Source organism: Haloferax namakaokahaiae (assembly GCF_042663225.1).
Lineage (GTDB): Archaea > Halobacteriota > Halobacteria > Halobacteriales > Haloferacaceae > Haloferax > Haloferax namakaokahaiae.
Map to the genome: position 1 here is coordinate 1,071,308 of NZ_JBHTAA010000001.1, position 19,870 is coordinate 1,091,177.

A 19,870-nucleotide genomic window follows, 5' to 3' on the forward strand; every position below is an offset into this window, starting at 1 on the left:
ACATGAACAGCCCTGCACGCGCACTCCGCCTCACGCCACATCTGGCGATTGCGAGCGTCGGCTACGTGTTGTTCGCGTACGCCGCCGTCCCGGAGGCGACGATGGCCGCCTACGACATCGGCTTTACCGAAGTCGGGTTGCTGATGAGCGCGGCGCTCGCCGCGTTCGTGCTCGTGCAGGTCCCGGCGGGTCGCCTCACGTCGAAGGAGACCACCACGCGACTCCTCCTCTACGGGACCGCGGCCCACGTCCTGCTCGCGGTCGCACTCGACTTCGCTGCCAGCTTTACCGCACTGCTCGCGCTCCGGGCGCTGTGGGGACTCGCGGGAGGGTTCGTCCTCTCGGTCGGGGCGACACACGTCGCTCGTCTCCACGCGGGGCAGACGGCCACGCGCCAGCAGGGCGTCTACGGCGGGATGGTGACACTCGGCGGCGCGGTCGGATTCGCCGCGGCACCACGACTCGTCGAGGCGGGCATCCTCTATGCCCCCGGCGCGTTGGTTGCGCTTCCGGCAGTCGCTATTTTAGTACGAGAGCGTCACGACGTTTCGACGGCCCCGTCGAGGGAGGCATCACGAAGCAGTCTGGCAACCGCGTTCTCCCTCGCGGTCGCCCTCGCGTCGTTGTGTTACGTGGCGATTATCGCCTCGTACATCACGCTCTCAACGTTCATTACCGCATACGCGGCAGACTTCGGTATCGTCGGTCCGCTCAACGTGGCCGTGCTGGTCACCGCGACTGGCGCACGGATATCCGGCGGTATCGCAAGCGTTCGACTGCCGGTCAGCGACTCGTGGTTCATCGCCGGAGCCACGGCGCTCGCGGCGGTGAGTTTCGCGGGACTCGCCGTCTTCGAGACGCCGTCGGTCACGTCCCTGCTCCCGGTGGTGGCGATGTTGGCCGTTTCGGCTCCGTTCGGCGCGGTGTACGCCGTCACCGCGGACGCGACGCTCCACGAAGGTGCGGCCCTCGCTATCGTCGTCGCGGCGGGCAACCTCGCCGCGCTCGTCCTCCCCGCGATTACCGGCGCGCTGCGCGACGCCACCGGCACGTACACGAGCGGGTTCGCCCTGCTCGCCGTGCTCAACGTCGTCGCCCTCGGCGCGGCCGCCCTCCTCGGCACGAAACGGATTTCACAGGTTCAGTACCCATGACTCGGATACACAGACAGACGGACGAATCGCCAGCCGACGAGGTGGTCGGCTGATGGCATCTCCCGGCCTCCTCGACGCGCTGTTACAGGGACTCATCACGGGGTCGATTATCGCCGCGGGCGCACTCGGTCTCTCGCTCATCTACTCTATCGCCGAAGTGCCGAACTTCGCACACGGCGATATGATTACCATCGGGGCGTACCTCGCGCTCGCGCTGAACAGACCGGGTGCGATTCCGTTCGTCCCCGAGTTCGGCGGCCTGTCACTCGTCGCGGCCGGCGTCCTCGGTATCGCCGTCGCCGGCGGGACGGGTGCGGTGTACGAGATGACGCTCTTCCGGCGCTTCCGCTCGAAGGGTGCCGACCTCATCACGATGGTCATCGTCTCGCTCGGACTCGCGCTGGTGTTGCGAAACGTCGTGCTCTTCCTCGTCGGGTCGGGGAACATCTCCTACGAGACCGAGCGCGTCACCAACACCAACGTCGAACTCTACCTCACCGGGAGCGGCCTGAGCGTCCAGACCGTCCAACGACAGGCGGGCGACCTCGTGACGCTCGGCGAATGGGGGTACGGGTGGCTCTCGCTGCTCGCTATCGTCGCGCTCGCGGTCGCGGTCGGCGTCGCCGTCTATCGCTGGCGGAGCGACGACGCGGAGTTCGAGACGGTCCACCTCGTCTCGCCGCGCGTGCTCGGCGTTTCGGCGGGCGTTGCCGCCGTCGCCGTCCTCGCCACGGTGTTGCAGGGCGCACCGCAGACCATCGAGTCGGCGGCGTGGTCCACGAGCGTCGGCGTCAGCATCAAATACGGCGTCATCATCGGGTTGACGCTGGTGACGATGCTCGCCATGAACCTCCTGTTGAAAGGAACCAAGACGGGGCGGGCGATGCGCGCGACCGCCGACAACATGGCGCTCGCGGAGGTTCGCGGCGTGGACATCGACCGAATTCAACTCGTGGTGTGGGTCATCGCGGCACTGTTGACGGCGCTCGCGGGCGTCCTCACCGGCTGGTTCGCCAGCAACCTGAATCCGAACATGGGCTTTTCGCTCCTGCTTCCTATCTTCGCCGCGGTCATCATGGGCGGGATTACCTCCCCGTACGGGGCGGTGCTCGCCAGCCTCATCATCGGCGTCTCGATGGACGTCGGCGTCTATCTGCTGCCCGCGGAGTTCGCAACCTATCGAATCGCAATCGCGTTCGTCATCCTCATCATGGTACTACTCGTCAAACCAGAGGGCCTGTGGGGTGACGTCTGATGGCGCTCGCTGACTTCTTCATCAGCCTGCTCACCTTCGTCACCATCTACAGCCTCTTCGCGCTGGGACTCAACGTAAAGTTCGGCTTCACCGGCCTCATCGACTTCGGTCACGTCGCCTACTTCATGATCGGCGCGTACGTGACCGTCTTCCTCGCCATGCCCGCCGGGGTGTCCAACACCTACGAAGGCATCGCAGGGCTCGGTCTCGCCACCGCGTTCGCCGGTATCCCCGGCGGCGACCTACTCGGCTGGCTCGTCGCGCTCGTCCTCGGGATGGCCGCGGCCGCGCTCGTCTCGTTACTGGTGGGGATACCGACGATACGGTTGCGCGAGGACTACCTCGCCATCACGGCGCTCGGCATCGCAACCATCCTGAACGCCGTCTTCCACAACGAACGCTGGCTGTTCAACGGCTCGTTCGGGATTCGAGAGGTTCACGAACCGCTCTCGGGGGCGTTCCCCGTCGGTACCGGAAACTTCCAGTTGAACCTCTTGCTCTTCGGTCTGCCGTCGGTGGCCATCCTCGGCTACGCGGCGTACCGCACAGCGAAACTCGTCCGGCCGCTCGACGCTCGGCCCGCACTGCTCGGCACCGGCGCGACCCTCGCACTCGCTGGGAGCGTCGTCTTCGTCATCACGACCATGACGGGACTCGTCGTGGACCTCGGCGTGTTCGTCCTCAACGTGGACAACACCATCGCGTTTCTGTTGCTCGTCGCCGCCGTCGTCATGGGTCGGCAGGCACTCAGAGAAGCGAACGACATCGGCGCGTTGCTCACGCTCGCATCCGCGTTGCTCTTCGGTCTCTGGTACTTCGGCCAACCGCTGGTCGCGTTGGTCACGGAGGGCGAGACGGCCGGAATCCTGCTCAACCTGTTCTGGCTCTACGACCCGAGCGTGGGAACCGCAGGCGGGATGGACTACGACCGGTTCTTCTTCCTGTTCACGCTCGTGCTCCTCGCGGGGGCCTACTGGTGGGTCCAGCGCACCGTCAACAGCCCGTACGGGCGGGTGTTGCGCGCCGTCCGCGACGACGAAACCGTCCCGGAGGCGCTCGGCAAGCCGACGTTCCGCTACAAGATTCAGAGCCTGATGTTCGGGTCCGCGCTCGCGGGTGCCGCCGGCGGGTTGTGGGCGGCCAACATCGGCTTTATCGACCCGACGCAGTTCGCCGCGACGGTGACCTTCTTCGCCTACACCGCGGTCATCATCGGCGGCACGGCGAACAATCGGGGCGTCATCCTCGGCACCGCCGTGTTCTGGGTCATCAACTCGGGGACGCGCTTCCTCGACGACTTCTTCCCGAGTCAGTACGCCCAGCAACTCGCGGCGCTCCGACTCATCCTCATCGGCGTCATCCTCATCGTCATCCTCTACTACCGGCCGGAGGGGATGCTCGGCGAGCAAGACTACGACATCGACATCGGCCGGGGAGGTGTGCGCGATGACTGACATCGAAAACCCGATTCTCGACGTACAGGGTCTCGAAAAACGCTTCGGCGGCATCACCGCAATCGACGGGCTGGACGTGCGCGTCGGCGAGGGAATCACGGGCCTCATCGGACCGAACGGCGCGGGAAAGACGACGTTCTTCAACTGCGTCACCGGCGCGGTCACACCCGATGCGGGGCGCGTCTCGTTCGACGGTGCGGACATCACGGGCAAACGACCCTCGGCCGTCGCACAGGAGGGTCTCGTCCGGACGTTCCAGATTCCGCGGGAACTCCCCGAGATGACCGTCCGCGAGAACCTCCAACTCGCACCGCGCCAGCAGAGCGGCGAGCGACTCACGCAGGCGTGGCTCAGACCCGACGAGTTCGCCACCGACGAACTCCGCGTCCGCGAAAAGGCCGTCGAGATGGCCGAGTTCCTCGAAATCGACCACGTGCTCGACGTGAAAGCGGGCACGCTCTCGGGCGGCCAGCGCAAGTTGCTCGAACTCGCGCGCGTGCTCCTCACCGAACCAGACATGATTCTCCTCGACGAACCGCTGGCGGGCGTCAATCCAACCTTAGAAAAGAAGATTCTCTCCCGCCTGCACGACCTCGAATCGCAGGGGTACAGCTTCCTGTTTATCGAACACGACATCGACGTTATCATGGAGACGTGCCAACGCGTCGTCGTCATGCACCAAGGGCAGGTCCTGACGACGGGCGACCCGGCGGACGTAAAGAGCGACGACCGCGTCATCGAGGCCTACCTCGGGGAGGAGGTCTAGATGCTCGATATCATGCAGTTGGACGCCGGCTACGGCGACCTCCAGATTCTCACCGACGTGGACATGCACGTCGGCGAAGGCGAGTTCGTCACCATCGTCGGCCCGAACGGGGCCGGCAAATCGACCGCGATGAAGTCGGTGTTCGGTCTCACGACCCACATGGGAGGTGCCGTCACGTTCCGAGGCGAAGCGATACAGGGCATCGACACACCCGAAATCATCGGCCGCGGAATCGGGTACGTCCCGCAGACTGACAACATCTTCCCGACGATGACCGTCCGCGAAAACCTCGAGATGGGCGCGTACATCGACCAAGAATCGGCCGACGAGGCGCTCGAAGCCGTCTTCGACCGCTTCCCGATTCTCGAAGAGCGCCAGCGCCAACGCGCCGGAACCATGTCCGGCGGGCAACGCCAGATGCTTGCGATGGGGAGCGCGTTGATGCTCGAACCCGACCTGTTGCTCCTAGACGAACCGAGTGCGGGTCTCGCACCCGACCTCGTCGAAGAGATGTTCGACAAAATCGCCGAAATCAACGAGGCCGGGACGGCCATCCTGATGGTCGAGCAAAACGCCAAAGAGGCGCTTCGACGCTGTGACCGCGGCTACGTGCTGGTCAACGGTGAGAACGCGTACGACGGGCCGGGCACCGAACTTCTCGAAGACGACGAGGTGCGCCAGCGCTTCCTCGGCGGGTAACGTCGGAGAGCGGTCGTCCGAATCCCGCCGTGCGCACTACGGCGTGAAACGTGGAAAATTGTGCGCGTAACCGCCGTCAGCCGCCGAACCCATCGGTTCGTCGCAGTGGCCGACCTAAAGCGAGTCGCGGACCGACCCGATTGCGTCTTCGACGTCTTCGAGCGCGTCACTCACGTCTTCGATGGTCGAATCGAACGTCACGAGTTGTTGCGACGGGTCGTACGTGAGTAGTCCAGCACTATCGAGTTCTGGCAGGTCGATGTGGTGTAACGTCACCATCACCTCCTCGTCGATGATGCCGTCGTTAGACTCCGAGAGATTCGCCGCGAGGCTAAAGAGTGTAACCGGGCTACTTCGGTCGCTCAACTCGGCGATGAGGTCACGACGACGCTGTTGACCGAGCAAATCGAACAGTTCGTCGAGCGCAACTGGCAGGCGTTCGCTGGACCCCTTTGTGCTCATACATGTGCTAACGAACCTCAACTAAATAAACGGGTATTGAGACTACAACTGAAACAACAGGAATTGAATTAGTATATAATTCGTTATCTTCAACTATTCCTACTAATTCGTGAGAGAGTGTCGTTCTCAGTGTAGCGAACGGTCAAACACTCGATTCGCGTATACGACGCATGGTGACGTTCGACCGCGAGCGGGTAGAAGACAGGGCAATCGACCTACTGACGGAGCTTTCGTTATCAGATTACGAAGCGCGGACGCTCGTCGGACTGCTCCGTCTGGGTCGGGGGAGCGCACGCGAGGTGAGCGACGTGGTCGAGGTCCCTCGGTCGCGCGTGTACGACGCGGTCGAGTCGCTTCACGAGATGGGGTTGGTCGATATACGATACGGTACCCCGAAAGAGTTCATCCCGGTCTCCCGCGAGACGACGATTCGGAAGTTCGAGGTGAAGTACGAAGACCTGACCGAGGAACTGTCCACCACGCTGGAACGGTTGCTCCCGACCGAGTTGCGGACCGAGCAAATCGGGGTGTGGACGGTCACCGGTTCGGACAACGTCTCGCGGCGAATCGTCGAGTTCGTCAACGACGCCCAAGAGGAGGTGGTGCTCATGAGCAAAGAGGCACTGCTGACCGAGGAAATCGTCGATGCACTGTCGAGGGCCGAGGAACGAGGAATCGACATCTACCTCGCCGGCATCAACGGCGAGATACAAGATATCGATGCCGTACTCCCGGACTCGACGGTCATCGAGGCACTCTGGTCGTGGTCCGGGTCGCACATCTCTCGGTTGCTCCTCGTCAACGACGAAGTCACCTTGGTGAGCGTTGACCGGACGAGACCCGACCAGAAACCGGTCGAAGTCGCAATCTGGGGCCGCGGGACGAAGAACAACCTCGTCGTCGTCCTCCGAACCATCTTCGCCGTCCAGTTCGGGGAAGACCGCGAGGAGTTCGACGATGGGTCGGCAGGTTTCGAAACGTCGAACGACCGAGACACGGACGAAGAATCGACCCACTCCGAGTGAGTCACCCTCGAAAACTGGGCGATTCGAACGCGCTGTTATTCGCTCGCTGGAACGACCCGGAGTAGTCGGTCGTCGGACTGGATGGGATACGACTCGCCCTCGATTTCGGTTCGACCGTCTCGGTTACTCGTTGCGACGAGCAGCGACCCATCGGGGGCCTGGGTCACGTCTCTGATGCGACCGAGTTCGTCCTCGAAGAGCGTGTGTGCGACAGCGACGTATTCGTCGTCCATCCACGGGGCGTCGAAGACGGTTCCGCTGTCTGTCCCCGGAAGCGTCTCGCCTCGTGGTGCGAGTGTGACCACGTTGAGGCGCTGTGAACGCAGGCCGCCGATGACGAGGCGATTCTGCAACCCGGTGAGCGAACCGGTGTAGAACACACATCCCGGTGGTGCCCACGTCGTCTTGCCCGTATTGACCAGCGGTCGCTCGAACGTGGAGTCCGTGTATCCAACCTCACCGCGCTCTGTCGGGTCGATAGTCCCCCATCCGTAATCGCCGCCCGCGACGAGGCGGTTGACTTCGTCCGCACCACCCGGCCCGTGTTCGGTGACGAGCGGCGTTCCGTCGGGAAGCCACGTGATTCCTTGTGGGTTTCTGTGACCGACCGTGTAGAGACGGGGGTCCGCATCCGGACCGAAGTCGGGGTTATCACTCGGAGCCGAGCCGTCGGGTTCGAGTCGGAGGACAGCACCGTTCACCGTCGTCACGTCGGCCGCGTTCGACTCCTCGGCGGCGTCGCCAATCGTCACCCAGAGGTAGTTCTCGGGGCCGAACGCGACCCGGCTTCCGTTGTGCACGTTCGCTCCGAGGATGCCGTCGATGAGCACCGTCTCGGTCGCCGCGGGGTCGTCTGCGGAGACGTCGAAACACGACAACCGATTCCGCGTGCCGTCTTCGGCGTCGTAGGTGTAGAACGCGTAGACGACCGGAACGTCGGGGTAGTTGGGGTGGACGGCGATGCCCATCAACCCACCTTCGCTTCCCGCGGCCCACCACCCGCCTTCTCCACCGGGGGCTACCGGACTCGCTTCGACGACGTCGGCCGTCTCGAACGCCGTTTCGAGTTGGCTCCCACGGTAGTGGAGAATCCGACCGGGGCGTTCCGAGACGAACAGGTCTCCGTTGGGAGCGAACGTCACGTCCCACGGAATTTCGAGTCCTTCGACGACCGGTTCGACCGAGAGCGACGTCGGGGGTGCAGTCGTCGGAACCTCCCACGCGGTGGCTGTCGAGACGGGAGCGTGACCGACCGAAAGGTCGTACTCGTCGGTGACTGGTGAATTCGCTCCGACGTACTGTCCGAGACTATTCGTCGTTGCTTGGCTGAGACAACCGGAGAGAGAACCGAGGCAAAGTCCTGCGAGGAGTGACCGCCGAGAGAAACTCCGTTGTGACATACTAGGTTGGGAGACCCGACAGTAAGTGATAAGTTATTCTATTTTTAGGCAGGCCAAAAGCGCCCGAATAATCGAATCATAGACACGTATGCGGACAGATGGAGCTGTCAGAGTGACCACGTATGAAGTCACTCACGACGCTTGTGCGACGTTCGCGCCCACCCGAGACTCAGTTAAGATTGGACGGGCGCAGTTTATATAATAATGACAAAATATCCGACGCGACGGACGTTTCTCAAAGTCGCTGGCGTCGGTAGCGTCGCTCTCGCCGGCTGTCTCGGTGGGAGTGAGTCGCCCCAATCGACGACCGACTCCAGCGGTGGACAGGAACAGACCACCGACTCGACGACCGCCGATTCAGGAGGTTCGAGCACCGACAGCGCGTGGTTCACGACGGAACTCACCGACGTCAACTCCGAGGAGACGTTCACCGTCGAGGGTCTCCTCGACCGACCAGTGCTCGTCGAGACGTTCGCCGTCTGGTGTTCGAACTGCCTCCGCCAGCAGAAAGAACTCATCACGTTCCACGAGATGATGGGCGACGACGTGACGACGGTTGCACTCGACATCGACCCGAACGAAGACGCACAGTTGGTCCGCGAGCACACCGAAAAACACGGCTTCGACTGGCGCTATGCGATTTCACCAGGTCCGGTTACCCAGAGCCTCGTGGACGAGTTCGGGTCGTCGATGGCGAGTCCGCCCGTCGTGCCGATGCTCCTCGTCTGCCCCGACGGGTCGGTCACCCGCCTCAAAGACGGCCACAAGACGACTGGATTCCTCCGCGAGTACGTCTCCCAGTGCTGATGGCGCTGGCTCCGAAACTGCTCGAACTGTTCGTCCTCGGTGTCGGAACGCCCCTGACGGCGGCGTGCGCACTCCCACTGTATCCGGGCTTTCTCGCCTACCTCGCTCGACAGAGTCGCCACGGCGAATCGGCGGACGGGGGAACGCCCGAAAAGACAGGGCTACCCATCTCCGTCCTCGGCTTGCTCGTGACTCTCGGCGCGGTGTCGTTCATGCTGGTCGTCGGCGTCCTCTTCTCGCTCCTGCTCGAAGTGTCGCTGACCGCGGTCGTCGAAGTCGTCTCGCCGCTCGCGTTCGGCGTACTGTTCGTCGTCAGCCTCGCACTGCTCTCGGATGCCAAGATTTTCGCGCGAATCCCGACGATAGAGCCACCGGAGACGAAACATCCCGGCCTGTCGGCGTTCGCCTACGGCTTCTTCTTCGGCGCGATTATCCTCCCGTGCAACCCCGGTTTTATCGCGCTGTTCTTCGCTCGCGTGCCGGTGCTCTTCGATACCGCCGCCGAGAGCCTCCTCGGCTTTTTCGCCTTCGGACTCGGCATCGGCGCGCCGCTCCTCGTGTTCGCGCTCGTCTCCGAGCAGTACAGCAGGCAGGTGACGCGCTGGTTCGCCCGCCACACCACGGCCATCAATCGAGTGACGGGAGCGGTGATGCTCGTCGTCAGCGTCTACTACCTCTTCGTCGTCTTCGACGTGTTCGGCATCGCCGGCCCGGTGAGTGCGGCCTTCGATGCGGTGCTCGGTCTCGCCGGATAACTGACTTTATTTTCTCGCTTCCCCGAATGACGACCATGCCCATCGAACCCGGCGACCGCGTGGCGATGGAGTACGTCGGCCGCTTCGAGGACGGAAGCGTGTTCAACACCTCGCGCTACGAGGTTGCCCTCGAACACGGTCTCGCCGACGCGCAAGAACGCGACGAATCGGCGTATCGACCGCTCTCGTTCGTCGTCGGTGCCCAAGAGATAATCGACGGACTCGACGAGGCCGTCGTCGGCATGACCGTCGGCGAGAACGCGACCGTGACGGTTCCACCGGAGGACGGCTACGGCGCGTTCGACGCCGAGCGCGTCCGCGAGTACGACCCCGACGTGTTCGAATCCATGGTCGGCGACGAGCCGGAAGTCGGGGTTCACGTCCACGCGGAGAACGGACTCCACGGCGACGTGACGGCCGTCACCGACGACGTCGTCGAGGTCGATTTCAACCACGAACTCGCCGGGAAGACACTCGTCTTCGACATCGAAATCGTCGCCGTCGAGTAACCGTCGTCGAACAGTCGTTATCGAGTAACCGTCGTCGTGCAGTCGTTATCGAGCAGTCGCTGTCGCCGTCGGTGGCAGTTCGTCGCCGTCGAGAAAGCGAGACGTTACTCGGGTTCGACTCGCTGCGACCCGCCGTCGGCGTGGTCGAGTTCGACGGTGTGCGTGGTGTGGCGGGCGTGCGTTCGCGCCCAGCGCCGGGCCGACTGCTCGGAGAGGAACTGCTCGCCGTCGGGACACTGCCGGCACTTCACGACCCACGGCGAGACGTCGTCCGGGAAGTGACCGGTGTGGCGCCGATGGTCGAGCGCGAACTGCTCGACAGACTGGTTGCCGAGTCGTAACTCGTCGAGTTCGTAGCTGAGGTCCCACGTGTGCCCGCAACGAGAACAGGAGACGGTCGGCGTATCGTCTACTGGTGCACTCGGTGCCGGGCGTTCGAATTCGTCGTCGGAGGGGGCGGTCACATCCGTGGTTCGGCCGGGACCCTCTTGTAACTGAACTCCTGTCGAATCGTTCACAAGACAGTCACGAGTGAGCGCTCGCGTCGTAGCCCGCGTCTTCGACGGCCGCGACGAGGGTTTCCACCGCGGCCTCGCCTTCGACCGTCGCCGACTCGCTCTCGCGGTCCGCGGTCGCCGACGTGACGCCGGAAACCTCGCTCAGTGCGTCTTCGACCCGTGCTTCGCAGTGCTCGCAACTCATTCCGGTGACGGTGAGTGTGGTGCTCATCATATCGATGTAGGGGAACCACAATTTAGTGAATTTCTCTTTCGTGAGTGAGGCATTTCTGAGCTTCTACTTTCGAATCAAAAGTAGTTAGAGACGAACGCTTACTATTCTGCGACAACAAGAGTGAACCATGCGCGACCTCGACGAGACCGACTTGCAGATTCTCGAACTGCTCGCCGACGATGCGAGACGGCCCTTTAGCGACATCTCCGAGGCGGTCGATCTGTCGGCCCCCGCCGTCTCGGACCGCATCGACCGCCTCCGTGAGGAGGGCATCATCCGCCGCTTTACCCTCGACCTCGACCAGTCGAAACTCGCCGGTGGCACGCCGGTACTCGTTCGTCTGCGTGTCGTCCCCGAACACGTCGATTCGATTCGGAACGCGCTCCGAGACGCGGATTCGGTAGAACACCTCTTCGTCTCCGTCGATGGCGAGGTGACGTTCCACGCTCGATTCGACGAGACGGGCGTGCGAACCGCGCTCCGGGAGTTGCTCGACTTCTCACAGATACGCGAGTACGACGTGCAACTGGTCGAATCGGCCGAGTGGACGCCCACGGTCAACGGCACCGAGTTCGCACTCGAATGCGCCGAATGCGGGAACTCGGTGACGAGCGAGGGTGAGAGCGCCCGCATCGGCGGGACGTTGTACCACTTCTGTTGTTCCTCCTGTCTCGGGCGCTTCGAAGACCGATACGACCGACTCGAAGCGCGTGCGGACGCGACCGACAACTGAAGTCGTTTCGAACTCTCGCTTTCGAATCGAACGTTCACGTGTGCTTCGACGCCCGTTTTGTAAGTAACAACCCAGGTAAGAGTGGACCCCGTATGTAGGAACAACATGAGTGTACGGACCGCCCACCTCGACATCCGCGGGATGAGTTGTGCGAACTGCTCGCAGACAGTCGGCGACTCGCTCGAAGCCCTCGACGGCGTGACGGCGGCCACCGTCAACTACGCCACCGACGAGGCGAGCGTCGAGTACGACCCCGAGGTCGTCTCGCTCGCGGCGTTGTACGACGCCGTCGCCGACGCGGGCTACGAAGCGATTTCCGAGCATCGAACCGTCGGCATCTCGGGGATGACCTGTGCCAACTGCGCCGACGCGAATCGAACCTCGCTCGAATCGGTTCCGGGCGTCATCGACGCCGAGGTCAACTACGCAACCGACGAGGCGAGCGTCACCTACAACCCCGCCGAAGTCACGCTCGACGACCTCTATCGGGCCATCGAGGACGCCGGCTACGACCCGATTCGGGAAGCCGACGGGAGCGCCGGTGACGACGACGCCCGCGACGTGGCACGGCGCGACGAGATTCGGCGTCAAAGACGGCTCTTGCTCTTCGGCGTCGGGTTCTCGGTTCCCCTCCTCGCTATGCTCGCCGTCGAGTTGTTCACCGCGTCGGGTCTCCCCGAGACGATTCCGGGTCTCGGTCTCCCGATGGGGTGGCTGGCGTTCGCGCTGGCGACGCCAGTCCAAGTCGTCCTCGGCCGCGAGTTCTACGAGAACTCCTACACCGCGCTCGTGAAGAACCGCCGGGCGAACATGGACGTGCTCATCGCCATGGGTTCTTCGACGGCCTATCTCTACTCCGTGCTCGTCCTCCTCGGCGTCCTCGCCGGGAGTCTCTACTTCGATACCGCCGCGCTCATCCTGGTGTTCATCACCCTCGGCAACTACCTCGAAGCCCGCTCGAAGGGCAACACCTCCGAGGCCCTGCGGACGCTCCTCGAACTCGAAGCCGAGACGGCAACCCTCCTCGAAGACGGCGAGGAACGCGAGGTTCCGCTTGACGACGTGCAGGTCGGCGACCGGATGAAAGTCCGCCCCGGCGAGAAGATTCCGACCGACGGCGTCGTCGTCGATGGCGACTCCGCGGTGGACGAGTCGATGGTCACCGGCGAATCGGTGCCCGTCTCGAAAGCCCCCGGCGACGACGTGGTCGGGTCCACCGTCAATCAGAACGGCGTGCTCGTCGTCGAAGCCACCAAGGTCGGCTCGGAGACGGCGATTCAGCAAATCGTCTCGCTCGTCAAGGAGGCGCAGGGTCGCCAGCCAGCGATTCAGAAACTCGCCGACCGCATCTCGGCGTACTTCGTCCCCGCGGTCATCGCCAACGCGCTCTTCTGGGGCGCAGTGTGGTTCTTCTTCCCCGAGGCGCTCGCCGGATTCGTCCAGTCGCTTCCAGTGTGGGGTCTCGTCGCGGGCGGTCCCGCCGTCGCCGGCGGGTCGATTTCGACGTTCGAATTTGCAGTTGTGGTCTTCGCCTCTGCCGTCCTGATTGCGTGCCCCTGCGCGCTCGGACTGGCTACCCCCGCGGCGACGATGGTCGGAACCGCAATCGGCGCGCGCAACGGCGTCCTGTTCAAAGGCGGCGATATCCTCGAACGCGTCAAAGACGTCGAGAGCGTCGTCTTCGACAAGACCGGGACGCTGACGAAGGGCGAGATGACCCTGACCGACGTGGTCGCGGTCGGTCCCGCCGCGGACGGCGCGGGCGTCGTCACCGGCGACGAAGCACTCGGCGAGGCGGGCGTCCTTCGATACGCCGCGGCCGCCGAACGCGACAGCGAACACCCGCTCGCACGGGCAATCGTCGCGGGCGCGGAAGCGCGCGACATCGACTTCCCCGAAGCGGACGACTTCGAGAACGTCCCCGGTCACGGGGTTCGCGCGACCGTCGAGGGCAAGACCGTCCTGGTCGGCACGCGCGACCTGCTCTCGGACGACGGCATCGACCCCTCGCCGGTCGAAGACACCCTCCAATCGCTCGAATCCGACGGCAAGACCGCCATGCTCGTCGCCGTCGGCGGCGAACTCGTGGGCGTCGTCGCCGACGCGGACGAAATCAAGCCCTCGGCCGCCGACGCCGTCGCCGCGCTCCAGTCGCGGGGCGTCTCGGTCCACATGATTACCGGCGACAACGAGCGAACCGCCCGCGCCGTCGCCGAAGCCGTCGGCATCGACCCCGACAACGTCCGCGCGGAGGTTCTCCCCGAGGACAAAGCCGACGCCGTCGAATCGCTACAAGCCGACGGGAAACGAGTGATGATGGTCGGCGACGGCGTCAACGACGCGCCCGCGCTGGCGACGGCGTTCGTCGGGACCGCACTCGGGTCGGGCACCGACGTGGCCATCGAAGCCGCCGACGTGACGCTCATGCGCGACGACCCGCTCGACGTGGTCAAGGCGATTCGCATCTCCGAGGCGACGCTGACGAAGATTAAGCAGAACCTCTTCTGGGCGCTCGGCTACAACACCGCGATGATTCCGCTCGCCTCGCTCGGCCTGCTCCAACCGGTGTTCGCGGCCGCGGCGATGGCCTTCTCGTCGGTGTCGGTGCTCGCAAACAGCCTCGCGTTCAGAGGCTACGTGCCCGACCACGACTACCGTCTCTTCGACTTCCTCCGGGGCGAACGCTAGCCCCTCTCTTTCGGCTCGAACGACCACTCCGGGGCGAAGCGTTTTCTTCTGGGCTCGGCCCCCCGAGACGCATTTCGTTTTTTCTCCTCAGGGTGAGATATCACTCCTATGGAACGACGCGCAGTCAGAACGAACAGCAGTGAGTTGCTCACCCTCGCAGTCGGTGTGTTTCTCGTCCTCGTCGGGATTGCCTCTCTCGTCGGCATGCAGTGGCGCTACAGCGGCGGTGGTGTCGCAGTCGATGCACTCCAGATTCTCGCGGCGGTCGTGACGATTGCACTCGGCGGCGCACTCGCGTGGCTCGGCAACAGCGGACGTTAGACGTAGAATAGAATCCCGCTCAGTGCGGGCGTTTAGATTCAGTACCGCGACGGGAGGTACGCCATACCGAGCAGGAGTACGACCGTACTGAAGCAGACGATTGCGATGCCCCACAGCCCGTTCTCGGTCTGGTGGAACTCCTCGATACTGGCCGTCTGTTCTTGGTAAGACTCGAAGTTCGTCGTGAGCACCATCGTACTGTTGTCGGGGAAGTACGCGAGGTACTGCTGTCCGCCGACGGTGACGTTCGCTCGGTCACCCACGGAGATGGTCTGCTCTTCTGCGGCCGTCCATTCGAGCGTGACGCCCGACTGTTCGACGGCGGCGACGGTGGTCTGCTGGTCGTTGTAGGCCAGCGAGTCACCTTCGGCGACCGTTCGCGTCTCGTTCGCCGGGAAGTACTCCCGGGCGGGGACGAGCGTCGAACCGTTGATGACGACGTAGCGTTCGCCGTTACGCGTCACCGTCTGGTTGTCGGCGTTCGGGTCGTTCTGCAAGATTGCGGTGTCGTTGCGAATCTCGACGAGCGTTGCCTCTGTCGGGTTGGAGGTGTTCGGAACCTCAACGCGGTAGTTCGTGCCGTCGAGCGTGACCGTACTGCCGTTGTCCCACGTCTCGGAGAACTGGGCAGACTGGTTCACGTAGGCGATTTCACCGGAGCGAACGAGCGAACTCCCACCACCGTGGCCGCCCGACTCCACTTCCGCAGAGATAGACGACACGTTGTAGGTCTGGTCGCTGCCAGCGACGGTGAACTGGTCACCCTGTGCCAGCGAATACTCGGGATTCTCGAAACTGACCGTCGGCGTCGAGGCAGTCGCGATGAGCGAGTATGCGCCGACACCGATGACTAGGAAGAACACGACGGAGATAGCCGCGGCGCGTCGTTGCATGGTTGCGGCAAGGGCCACACGGCGTATAATGATTACTTTTCGGCCGAGAGACTACTCACCCCCACTCTCTCCTTGGAGACGTTCCGCAGATGCCGCCCCATGGGACTGACAAGCATTTTAACAGCGACTCACGAACGGTAGGTCAGAAATCCACTGTTTCAGACACGAGTCTGGAAGCGAGGAGCAGGAAATGACATTCGAACAAGACGACGAAGTCGCGTACCTAGAACTGGTCGCCGACAGATGTGACTTTCTAGCGACGCTCACTGGAGATTCGCTCGACAAACGCGAACTTACTGACACACTCCCCTACTCGCGGTCGACAGTCGACAGAGTGATTCGGGACCTGTCGGCCGCAGGACTTGTTCTCGACACAGACGGTGGCTACACCGCATCACTGAAAGGCCGCTATCTCACCACGTTGTTCGACTCGTATCGGCGCGACATCGCCGACATCCTCGAGATGGACGCCGCAATCGGCACCGAAACCGGGGAATTTCCACTCCCGGTCGAAGCACTACTCGGGGCGACGCAGGTGACATCGACGGCGCACGCACCACACCGACCACATCAGTTCCTCACCGAACGATTCGACCACGCCGACTACGCAACGGCAGTCATGCCTCGACTTCCGAACGACATGCTCTCCGAGCGGTTCGTCGAGTGGGTCTCTGCGGGTCACGCCTGCCGACTCATCCTATCCGAATCGACCGTCACAAACGTCTGGCGGGAGTTTCCCGAACTCATCGAATGTGTTCAGTCGGCCCCCGAGTTCGATATCCGGGTCGGGTCGGTCCCACCCTATGGACTCGTGTACACTGTGGCCGACGGTATTGGCCATTCGATGGCCATCTTGTACGACAAAGGCCGTATTCAGAGCGTCATCGCCAACAGCACCGACGACGCGGTAGACTGGGTTCGAACGTACACCCAGTCGCTGTGGCGAGAGGCGAGTTCGTTCGACCTCGGCGGTCATCTCGACACCCTGCTCGAAGACGATTCACCCGACCAGACAGGCGCAGAGCCCGCGACTACGAGTGATGGGTCGAACACACACGGTCTCTCGTCTGCGACACATCTATCGCTCCCGACGAAGTTGCAATCTCAGGGCTTCGTTCGGCTCTCTTCGGCCTACTTCGAGCGCGTCGGTGTCTCTCCGCCACTCGCCTGCTGGCGGACGGGATTCGACCTCGGCGAGGTTCGCGTCGGATACGCGCTTGACCGAGAGCGACCGACGGAAACCGGACGAGAGAACGTCACCACGGAGTTGTTTTCGTCGCTTCGCAATGCGACCGACCACGTCGTTCTCGGCCCACCTGGTGCAGGTAAGAGCACCGTCTGCATGTCCGTCGCCTGCCGATGGCACGACCAGCGACTCGGCCCCGTCCTATACCGCAAGAGTGGTCACCGAGACGCATTTTCTGCCACCCCTCACCTCGGGTCGTATCTCGCCGAAGCACCCGGACACACGCTCGTCGTCGTCGAAGACGTCACTCGGGCAGAGGCGAACGACGTGTTCGAACTCGTCCGCGAATTCGCCGACGACGACCAGGTGACGTTCCTATTCGACAGTCGGAAAAACGAGTGGCAAAGTAACCGACTCGTCGGTGCCGCACGACTCGAATCCCACAGAACACAGACCATCGAGACGTACGACGTCCCGCTGGTCGATGCGACAGAGCGCGAGCGTATCGTCGACCACTTCGAAGAGACAGTCGATAGTCCGGTCGATATCGACCCCGACGACCTCTCCGTCGGTGACGACGAGTTCGCACCCGGCGAGATGTACCTGTTCGTCCACCGACTCGCACGCCACATCGAACCATCGAGCACGGACGACGTCGGACCGACCAGCCTCCTCGAAGATATCGACGACGTCTACGAGGACTTACAGGCGGTTGGTGACCTCGCCATCGACGTCGGCGTACTGGTGAACCTTCTCAATGCCGCCGGTGTCGGCGTGGACATTCCACTCGCCTACGTGCTCGCCTCAACGAGAGCAGACGAAGCTATCGTCGAAGATGCGCTGAACGAACTGGAACGGTCGGTCCTCTACTCCGCGTTCGGTGACAACGAAGCCGAAAGCGTGCGGACCGTCCACGAGACGTGGTCTGCGCGATTCCTGCAACGACTCCTCGAAATCGAGTCCGAACGGCAGGCTCGCCGCCGATTCGAAGACTGTCTCGAAGCGCTGTTCTCACTCGTAGACGACCACACTGCTCGAACTTCCGTCCAGTCGGTGTTCGGTGGTACCGCAGATATCGTTCGAACCATCGAAGACGACCCCAGCGGTTGGGGTGACAACCTCGTAAAAAACGTCTTCCAACTCGGCGTGAACAACCCCTCGCTCTCCGCGTTGTACGCCGAGACTGACTACTCACGAGCAGTCGTTCCCGCCGCCTGTGACTCATCGCTCGCCCTAAACGTACGACGTTGGCGCGCACGAATGTTCGTCAACGGCGGTGAACTCGACCGGGCAAAACGCGAGTTCGAGTCGCTTGCGAGCCTCACTGCCGACGATGCCGACTCACACGAACTCACGGACGAGGAGTTGACCCGTGCACACGCAGATGGACTGGCGGGCGTCTCTGAGGTGTTGCGACACCGTGGTGCGTACGACGAGTCGAAAGATGCCGCCGAAGCCGCACTCGAACTGTTCGAGGAACTCGACGACGACCTCGGCCGGAGTGATGTGTTGAACACGCTCGGAACGATCGAAGGGCGACGCGGAGCATACGAGCACGCAATCGACTACCTCGAAGCTGCACTCGCACTGCGTCGGGACGTCGGACATCAATCGAAAATCGCTAGCACCCTCTCGAACCTCGCTGGAGCCGAACAGTTACTTGGGCGGTACGACGACGCGAAAGAACACGCCCACCAGAGTCTGGAGATTCGTCGAGAGCTTGGCTATCAGTGGGGCGAGTCGCTCAGCCTCTCGATACTCGGAATAATCGAGTTACGCACTCACAACTTCGATGAAGCAGAACAGTACACGCGTTCAGCTCTCAGTATTCGACGACAGATTGGCGATTCGATGGGAATCGCGTCGTCGCTAAATAATCTCGGGAGCCTCGAATTCGACCGCGGAAGAATCTCCGACGCTCACGCTCGGTACACGGCACTCGTCGACTGGTTAGAAGAGGAAAACCTCGAATTTGGCTGGATTAGAGGAAGTGCACACCACGGTCTTGCAAAGACACTCCTCGAACAAGGCGAGGCCAAAGCCGCCCTCGACCAGGTACAACTGGCACTCGACGTCATCGAAGACCGGAACGAACAGGTAGAACTTCAGTCGATTCGAGCAATCGCAACACTTCGTAGTGGCTCAGCCGACGAAGCGAGAGCGATAGCGAAGGACGCGTACGAGCAATCCCAAGAACTCGACGAGGAACAACAAGTACGTGCCAGCCTCGCGCTGGGCCAGACGCTCGTCGCCGTCGGTGAGGAAACACGAGGTATCGAACACCTCGAATCTGCAGTCGAACTCGCGTCGGACGACCTGCTCAAAGGCTACGCGCTCTCTACGCTGGGTGACGTCTATCACTCTCTCGGACGGTTAGCGGACGCTGTCGATTCGATGGACGACGCTGCAGCACGTTTCTCCGCCGTCAACGCCAGGGGTCACGTGGAGAGAACAGTCGAACACGCACTCGATATCGCGGACGAACTGGAAGATGATGACCGAATCGAGTCACTGACGAAGCAAACGAACCAGTGACCGAACTACACACCAGTCTCCTCGAAGAGTGTCGAGTTCGAATTGAGGCGGTGTACGCACTCTCGCGTTCTCGTTTTTTCTACCTCGCACGGTCGAGTCGCTGTGATGCCTCTCAGGCTTCGTGTTGGTCAGTCAGAAGAGCCAAGGGTCGGATTTGAACCGACGGGGGTTCCGCTCTGCAGGCGGATGCGTTGGGCCGAACTCTGCCACCTTGGCAACGGTTTACCCTATCGCTGTCTCGCGCTTAAGCCTGACGATGTGCGGGTTGTTCGGTCCGCGTCAAGAGACGTAATCGGTACGTAGCAGCCTTCGTTCGTGTAGTCTGCGTCGTCTCGATACTCGTCGAGCGCGTGGAGTCGCGGACTCACGTTGCGGTCGTGGATTCGTCTATTGGAGCGACGCCTGCGGCTCGACGAACCGAAAGTGGCGAGCCGTGACCGACTCGCTATAAATGAAAAAAGCCCAGCGGGCGCGAACGCGCCTGCTGGGCTGTGAT

General features: G+C 62.7%; 18 protein-coding genes and 1 tRNA gene. 13 read left to right on the top strand and 6 right to left on the bottom strand.

From position 1 onward, the window contains the following. Positions 1 to 2 precede the first annotated feature (2 nt). Genes ACFQJC_RS05755 through ACFQJC_RS05775 form a run of 5 tightly spaced genes read left to right on the top strand, consistent with a single transcriptional unit; the run spans position 3 to position 5,328 of the window. Complete coding sequence (locus tag ACFQJC_RS05755; protein WP_390222292.1) at positions 3 to 1,154, top strand: MFS transporter; 1,152 nt, start codon at positions 3 to 5, stop codon at positions 1,152 to 1,154. A 52-nt stretch (positions 1,155 to 1,206) separates the two neighbouring features. Continuing rightward, entirely contained in the window at positions 1,207 to 2,409 is a 1,203-nt protein-coding gene (locus tag ACFQJC_RS05760) for a branched-chain amino acid ABC transporter permease (protein ID WP_390222293.1), read from the top strand. Next, positions 2,409 to 3,863 (top strand): branched-chain amino acid ABC transporter permease, encoded by a 1,455-nt coding sequence (locus ACFQJC_RS05765; protein WP_390222294.1) that lies wholly within the window; start codon positions 2,409 to 2,411, stop codon positions 3,861 to 3,863. The genes ACFQJC_RS05760 and ACFQJC_RS05765 overlap by 1 nt, the downstream gene beginning before the upstream one ends. Continuing rightward, positions 3,856 to 4,629 (top strand): ABC transporter ATP-binding protein, encoded by a 774-nt coding sequence (locus ACFQJC_RS05770; RefSeq protein ID WP_390222295.1) that lies wholly within the window; start codon positions 3,856 to 3,858, stop codon positions 4,627 to 4,629. Before ACFQJC_RS05765 ends, ACFQJC_RS05770 begins: the two co-directional genes overlap by 8 nt. After that, complete coding sequence (locus ACFQJC_RS05775; protein ID WP_390222296.1) at positions 4,630 to 5,328, top strand: ABC transporter ATP-binding protein; 699 nt, start codon at positions 4,630 to 4,632, stop codon at positions 5,326 to 5,328. Between the two features lie 114 nt (positions 5,329 to 5,442). On the opposite strand, the gene ACFQJC_RS05780 is transcribed toward ACFQJC_RS05775, so the two are convergent. Then, positions 5,443 to 5,790: a DUF7344 domain-containing protein gene (locus tag ACFQJC_RS05780; protein ID WP_390222297.1), complete on the bottom strand. Its 348-nt coding sequence runs from the start codon at positions 5,788 to 5,790 to the stop codon at positions 5,443 to 5,445. 170 nt (positions 5,791 to 5,960) lie between these two features. Here ACFQJC_RS05780 and ACFQJC_RS05785 point away from each other — a divergent pair, with 170 nt between their 5' ends. Next, on the top strand, positions 5,961 to 6,815 hold the full coding sequence (locus ACFQJC_RS05785) for a TrmB family transcriptional regulator (RefSeq protein ID WP_390222298.1): 855 nt from the start codon (positions 5,961 to 5,963) through the stop codon (positions 6,813 to 6,815). Between the two features lie 35 nt (positions 6,816 to 6,850). Here the strand turns inward: ACFQJC_RS05785 and ACFQJC_RS05790 are convergent, their stop codons facing one another. Beyond that, positions 6,851 to 8,215: a PQQ-dependent sugar dehydrogenase gene (locus tag ACFQJC_RS05790; protein WP_390222299.1), complete on the bottom strand. Its 1,365-nt coding sequence runs from the start codon at positions 8,213 to 8,215 to the stop codon at positions 6,851 to 6,853. A 204-nt stretch (positions 8,216 to 8,419) separates the two neighbouring features. Here ACFQJC_RS05790 and ACFQJC_RS05795 point away from each other — a divergent pair, with 204 nt between their 5' ends. From ACFQJC_RS05795 to ACFQJC_RS05805, 3 genes are read left to right on the top strand one after another with little or no spacing between them, the layout of a single operon-like run. Next, entirely contained in the window at positions 8,420 to 9,022 is a 603-nt protein-coding gene (locus ACFQJC_RS05795; RefSeq protein WP_390222300.1) for a TlpA family protein disulfide reductase, read from the top strand. Next, positions 9,022 to 9,777 (top strand): cytochrome C biogenesis protein, encoded by a 756-nt coding sequence (locus ACFQJC_RS05800; protein WP_390222301.1) that lies wholly within the window; start codon positions 9,022 to 9,024, stop codon positions 9,775 to 9,777. Before ACFQJC_RS05795 ends, ACFQJC_RS05800 begins: the two co-directional genes overlap by 1 nt. Positions 9,778 to 9,812: 35 nt before the next feature. Continuing rightward, on the top strand, positions 9,813 to 10,286 hold the full coding sequence (locus tag ACFQJC_RS05805; RefSeq protein WP_390222302.1) for an FKBP-type peptidyl-prolyl cis-trans isomerase: 474 nt from the start codon (positions 9,813 to 9,815) through the stop codon (positions 10,284 to 10,286). A gap of 104 nt (positions 10,287 to 10,390) precedes the next feature. On the opposite strand, the gene ACFQJC_RS05810 is transcribed toward ACFQJC_RS05805, so the two are convergent. Together ACFQJC_RS05810 and ACFQJC_RS05815 are read right to left on the bottom strand one after the other, a co-directional pair. Continuing rightward, positions 10,391 to 10,750 carry a hypothetical protein gene (locus tag ACFQJC_RS05810; protein WP_390222303.1) on the bottom strand — a complete coding sequence of 120 codons (360 nt, stop codon included), beginning with the start codon at positions 10,748 to 10,750 and terminating at the stop codon, positions 10,391 to 10,393. Between the two features lie 61 nt (positions 10,751 to 10,811). Further along, complete coding sequence (locus ACFQJC_RS05815) at positions 10,812 to 11,015, bottom strand: heavy-metal-associated domain-containing protein (protein WP_390222304.1); 204 nt, start codon at positions 11,013 to 11,015, stop codon at positions 10,812 to 10,814. Positions 11,016 to 11,145: 130 nt separating this feature from the next. On the opposite strand from ACFQJC_RS05815, the gene ACFQJC_RS05820 reads away from it, so the two are divergent. The 3 genes from ACFQJC_RS05820 to ACFQJC_RS05830 all read left to right on the top strand — a co-directional run bounded on the left by ACFQJC_RS05820 (position 11,146) and on the right by ACFQJC_RS05830 (position 14,760). Further along, the gene (locus ACFQJC_RS05820) at positions 11,146 to 11,751 is read left to right on the top strand and encodes a winged helix-turn-helix transcriptional regulator (RefSeq protein WP_390222305.1); all 606 of its coding nucleotides are present in this window, start codon (positions 11,146 to 11,148) and stop codon (positions 11,749 to 11,751) included. Between the two features lie 105 nt (positions 11,752 to 11,856). Beyond that, entirely contained in the window at positions 11,857 to 14,439 is a 2,583-nt protein-coding gene (locus ACFQJC_RS05825; RefSeq protein ID WP_390222306.1) for a heavy metal translocating P-type ATPase, read from the top strand. Positions 14,440 to 14,547: 108 nt separating this feature from the next. Continuing rightward, positions 14,548 to 14,760, top strand: a complete 213-nt coding sequence (locus ACFQJC_RS05830) for a hypothetical protein (protein ID WP_390222307.1) — start codon at positions 14,548 to 14,550, stop codon at positions 14,758 to 14,760. 38 nt (positions 14,761 to 14,798) lie between these two features. Here ACFQJC_RS05830 and ACFQJC_RS05835 read toward each other — a convergent pair whose 3' ends face one another. After that, positions 14,799 to 15,653 (bottom strand): hypothetical protein, encoded by an 855-nt coding sequence (locus ACFQJC_RS05835; protein ID WP_390222308.1) that lies wholly within the window; start codon positions 15,651 to 15,653, stop codon positions 14,799 to 14,801. A 190-nt stretch (positions 15,654 to 15,843) separates the two neighbouring features. Between ACFQJC_RS05835 and ACFQJC_RS05840 the strand changes: the two genes are divergently transcribed. Next, positions 15,844 to 19,374, top strand: a complete 3,531-nt coding sequence (locus tag ACFQJC_RS05840; RefSeq protein ID WP_390222309.1) for a tetratricopeptide repeat protein — start codon at positions 15,844 to 15,846, stop codon at positions 19,372 to 19,374. 139 nt (positions 19,375 to 19,513) lie between these two features. Here ACFQJC_RS05840 and ACFQJC_RS05845 read toward each other — a convergent pair. After that, a tRNA-Cys gene (locus ACFQJC_RS05845) sits at positions 19,514 to 19,590 on the bottom strand. Positions 19,591 to 19,870: the final 280 nt, after the last annotated feature.

Bases quoted from the DNA above. Each gene is read 5' to 3' on its own strand.
- ACFQJC_RS05755 (WP_390222292.1), top strand. From the start codon at position 3: ATGAACAGCCCTGCACGCGCACTCCGCCTCACGCCACATCTGGCGATT.
- ACFQJC_RS05760 (WP_390222293.1), top strand. From the start codon at position 1,207: ATGGCATCTCCCGGCCTCCTCGACGCGCTGTTACAGGGACTCATCACG.
- ACFQJC_RS05765 (WP_390222294.1), top strand. From the start codon at position 2,409: ATGGCGCTCGCTGACTTCTTCATCAGCCTGCTCACCTTCGTCACCATC.
- ACFQJC_RS05770 (WP_390222295.1), top strand. From the start codon at position 3,856: ATGACTGACATCGAAAACCCGATTCTCGACGTACAGGGTCTCGAAAAA.
- ACFQJC_RS05775 (WP_390222296.1), top strand. From the start codon at position 4,630: ATGCTCGATATCATGCAGTTGGACGCCGGCTACGGCGACCTCCAGATT.
- ACFQJC_RS05780 (WP_390222297.1), bottom strand. From the start codon at position 5,790: ATGAGCACAAAGGGGTCCAGCGAACGCCTGCCAGTTGCGCTCGACGAA.
- ACFQJC_RS05785 (WP_390222298.1), top strand. From the start codon at position 5,961: ATGGTGACGTTCGACCGCGAGCGGGTAGAAGACAGGGCAATCGACCTA.
- ACFQJC_RS05790 (WP_390222299.1), bottom strand. From the start codon at position 8,215: ATGTCACAACGGAGTTTCTCTCGGCGGTCACTCCTCGCAGGACTTTGC.
- ACFQJC_RS05795 (WP_390222300.1), top strand. From the start codon at position 8,420: ATGACAAAATATCCGACGCGACGGACGTTTCTCAAAGTCGCTGGCGTC.
- ACFQJC_RS05800 (WP_390222301.1), top strand. From the start codon at position 9,022: ATGGCGCTGGCTCCGAAACTGCTCGAACTGTTCGTCCTCGGTGTCGGA.
- ACFQJC_RS05805 (WP_390222302.1), top strand. From the start codon at position 9,813: ATGCCCATCGAACCCGGCGACCGCGTGGCGATGGAGTACGTCGGCCGC.
- ACFQJC_RS05815 (WP_390222304.1), bottom strand. From the start codon at position 11,015: ATGAGCACCACACTCACCGTCACCGGAATGAGTTGCGAGCACTGCGAA.
- ACFQJC_RS05820 (WP_390222305.1), top strand. From the start codon at position 11,146: ATGCGCGACCTCGACGAGACCGACTTGCAGATTCTCGAACTGCTCGCC.
- ACFQJC_RS05825 (WP_390222306.1), top strand. From the start codon at position 11,857: ATGAGTGTACGGACCGCCCACCTCGACATCCGCGGGATGAGTTGTGCG.
- ACFQJC_RS05830 (WP_390222307.1), top strand. From the start codon at position 14,548: ATGGAACGACGCGCAGTCAGAACGAACAGCAGTGAGTTGCTCACCCTC.
- ACFQJC_RS05835 (WP_390222308.1), bottom strand. From the start codon at position 15,653: ATGCAACGACGCGCCGCGGCTATCTCCGTCGTGTTCTTCCTAGTCATC.
- ACFQJC_RS05840 (WP_390222309.1), top strand. From the start codon at position 15,844: ATGACATTCGAACAAGACGACGAAGTCGCGTACCTAGAACTGGTCGCC.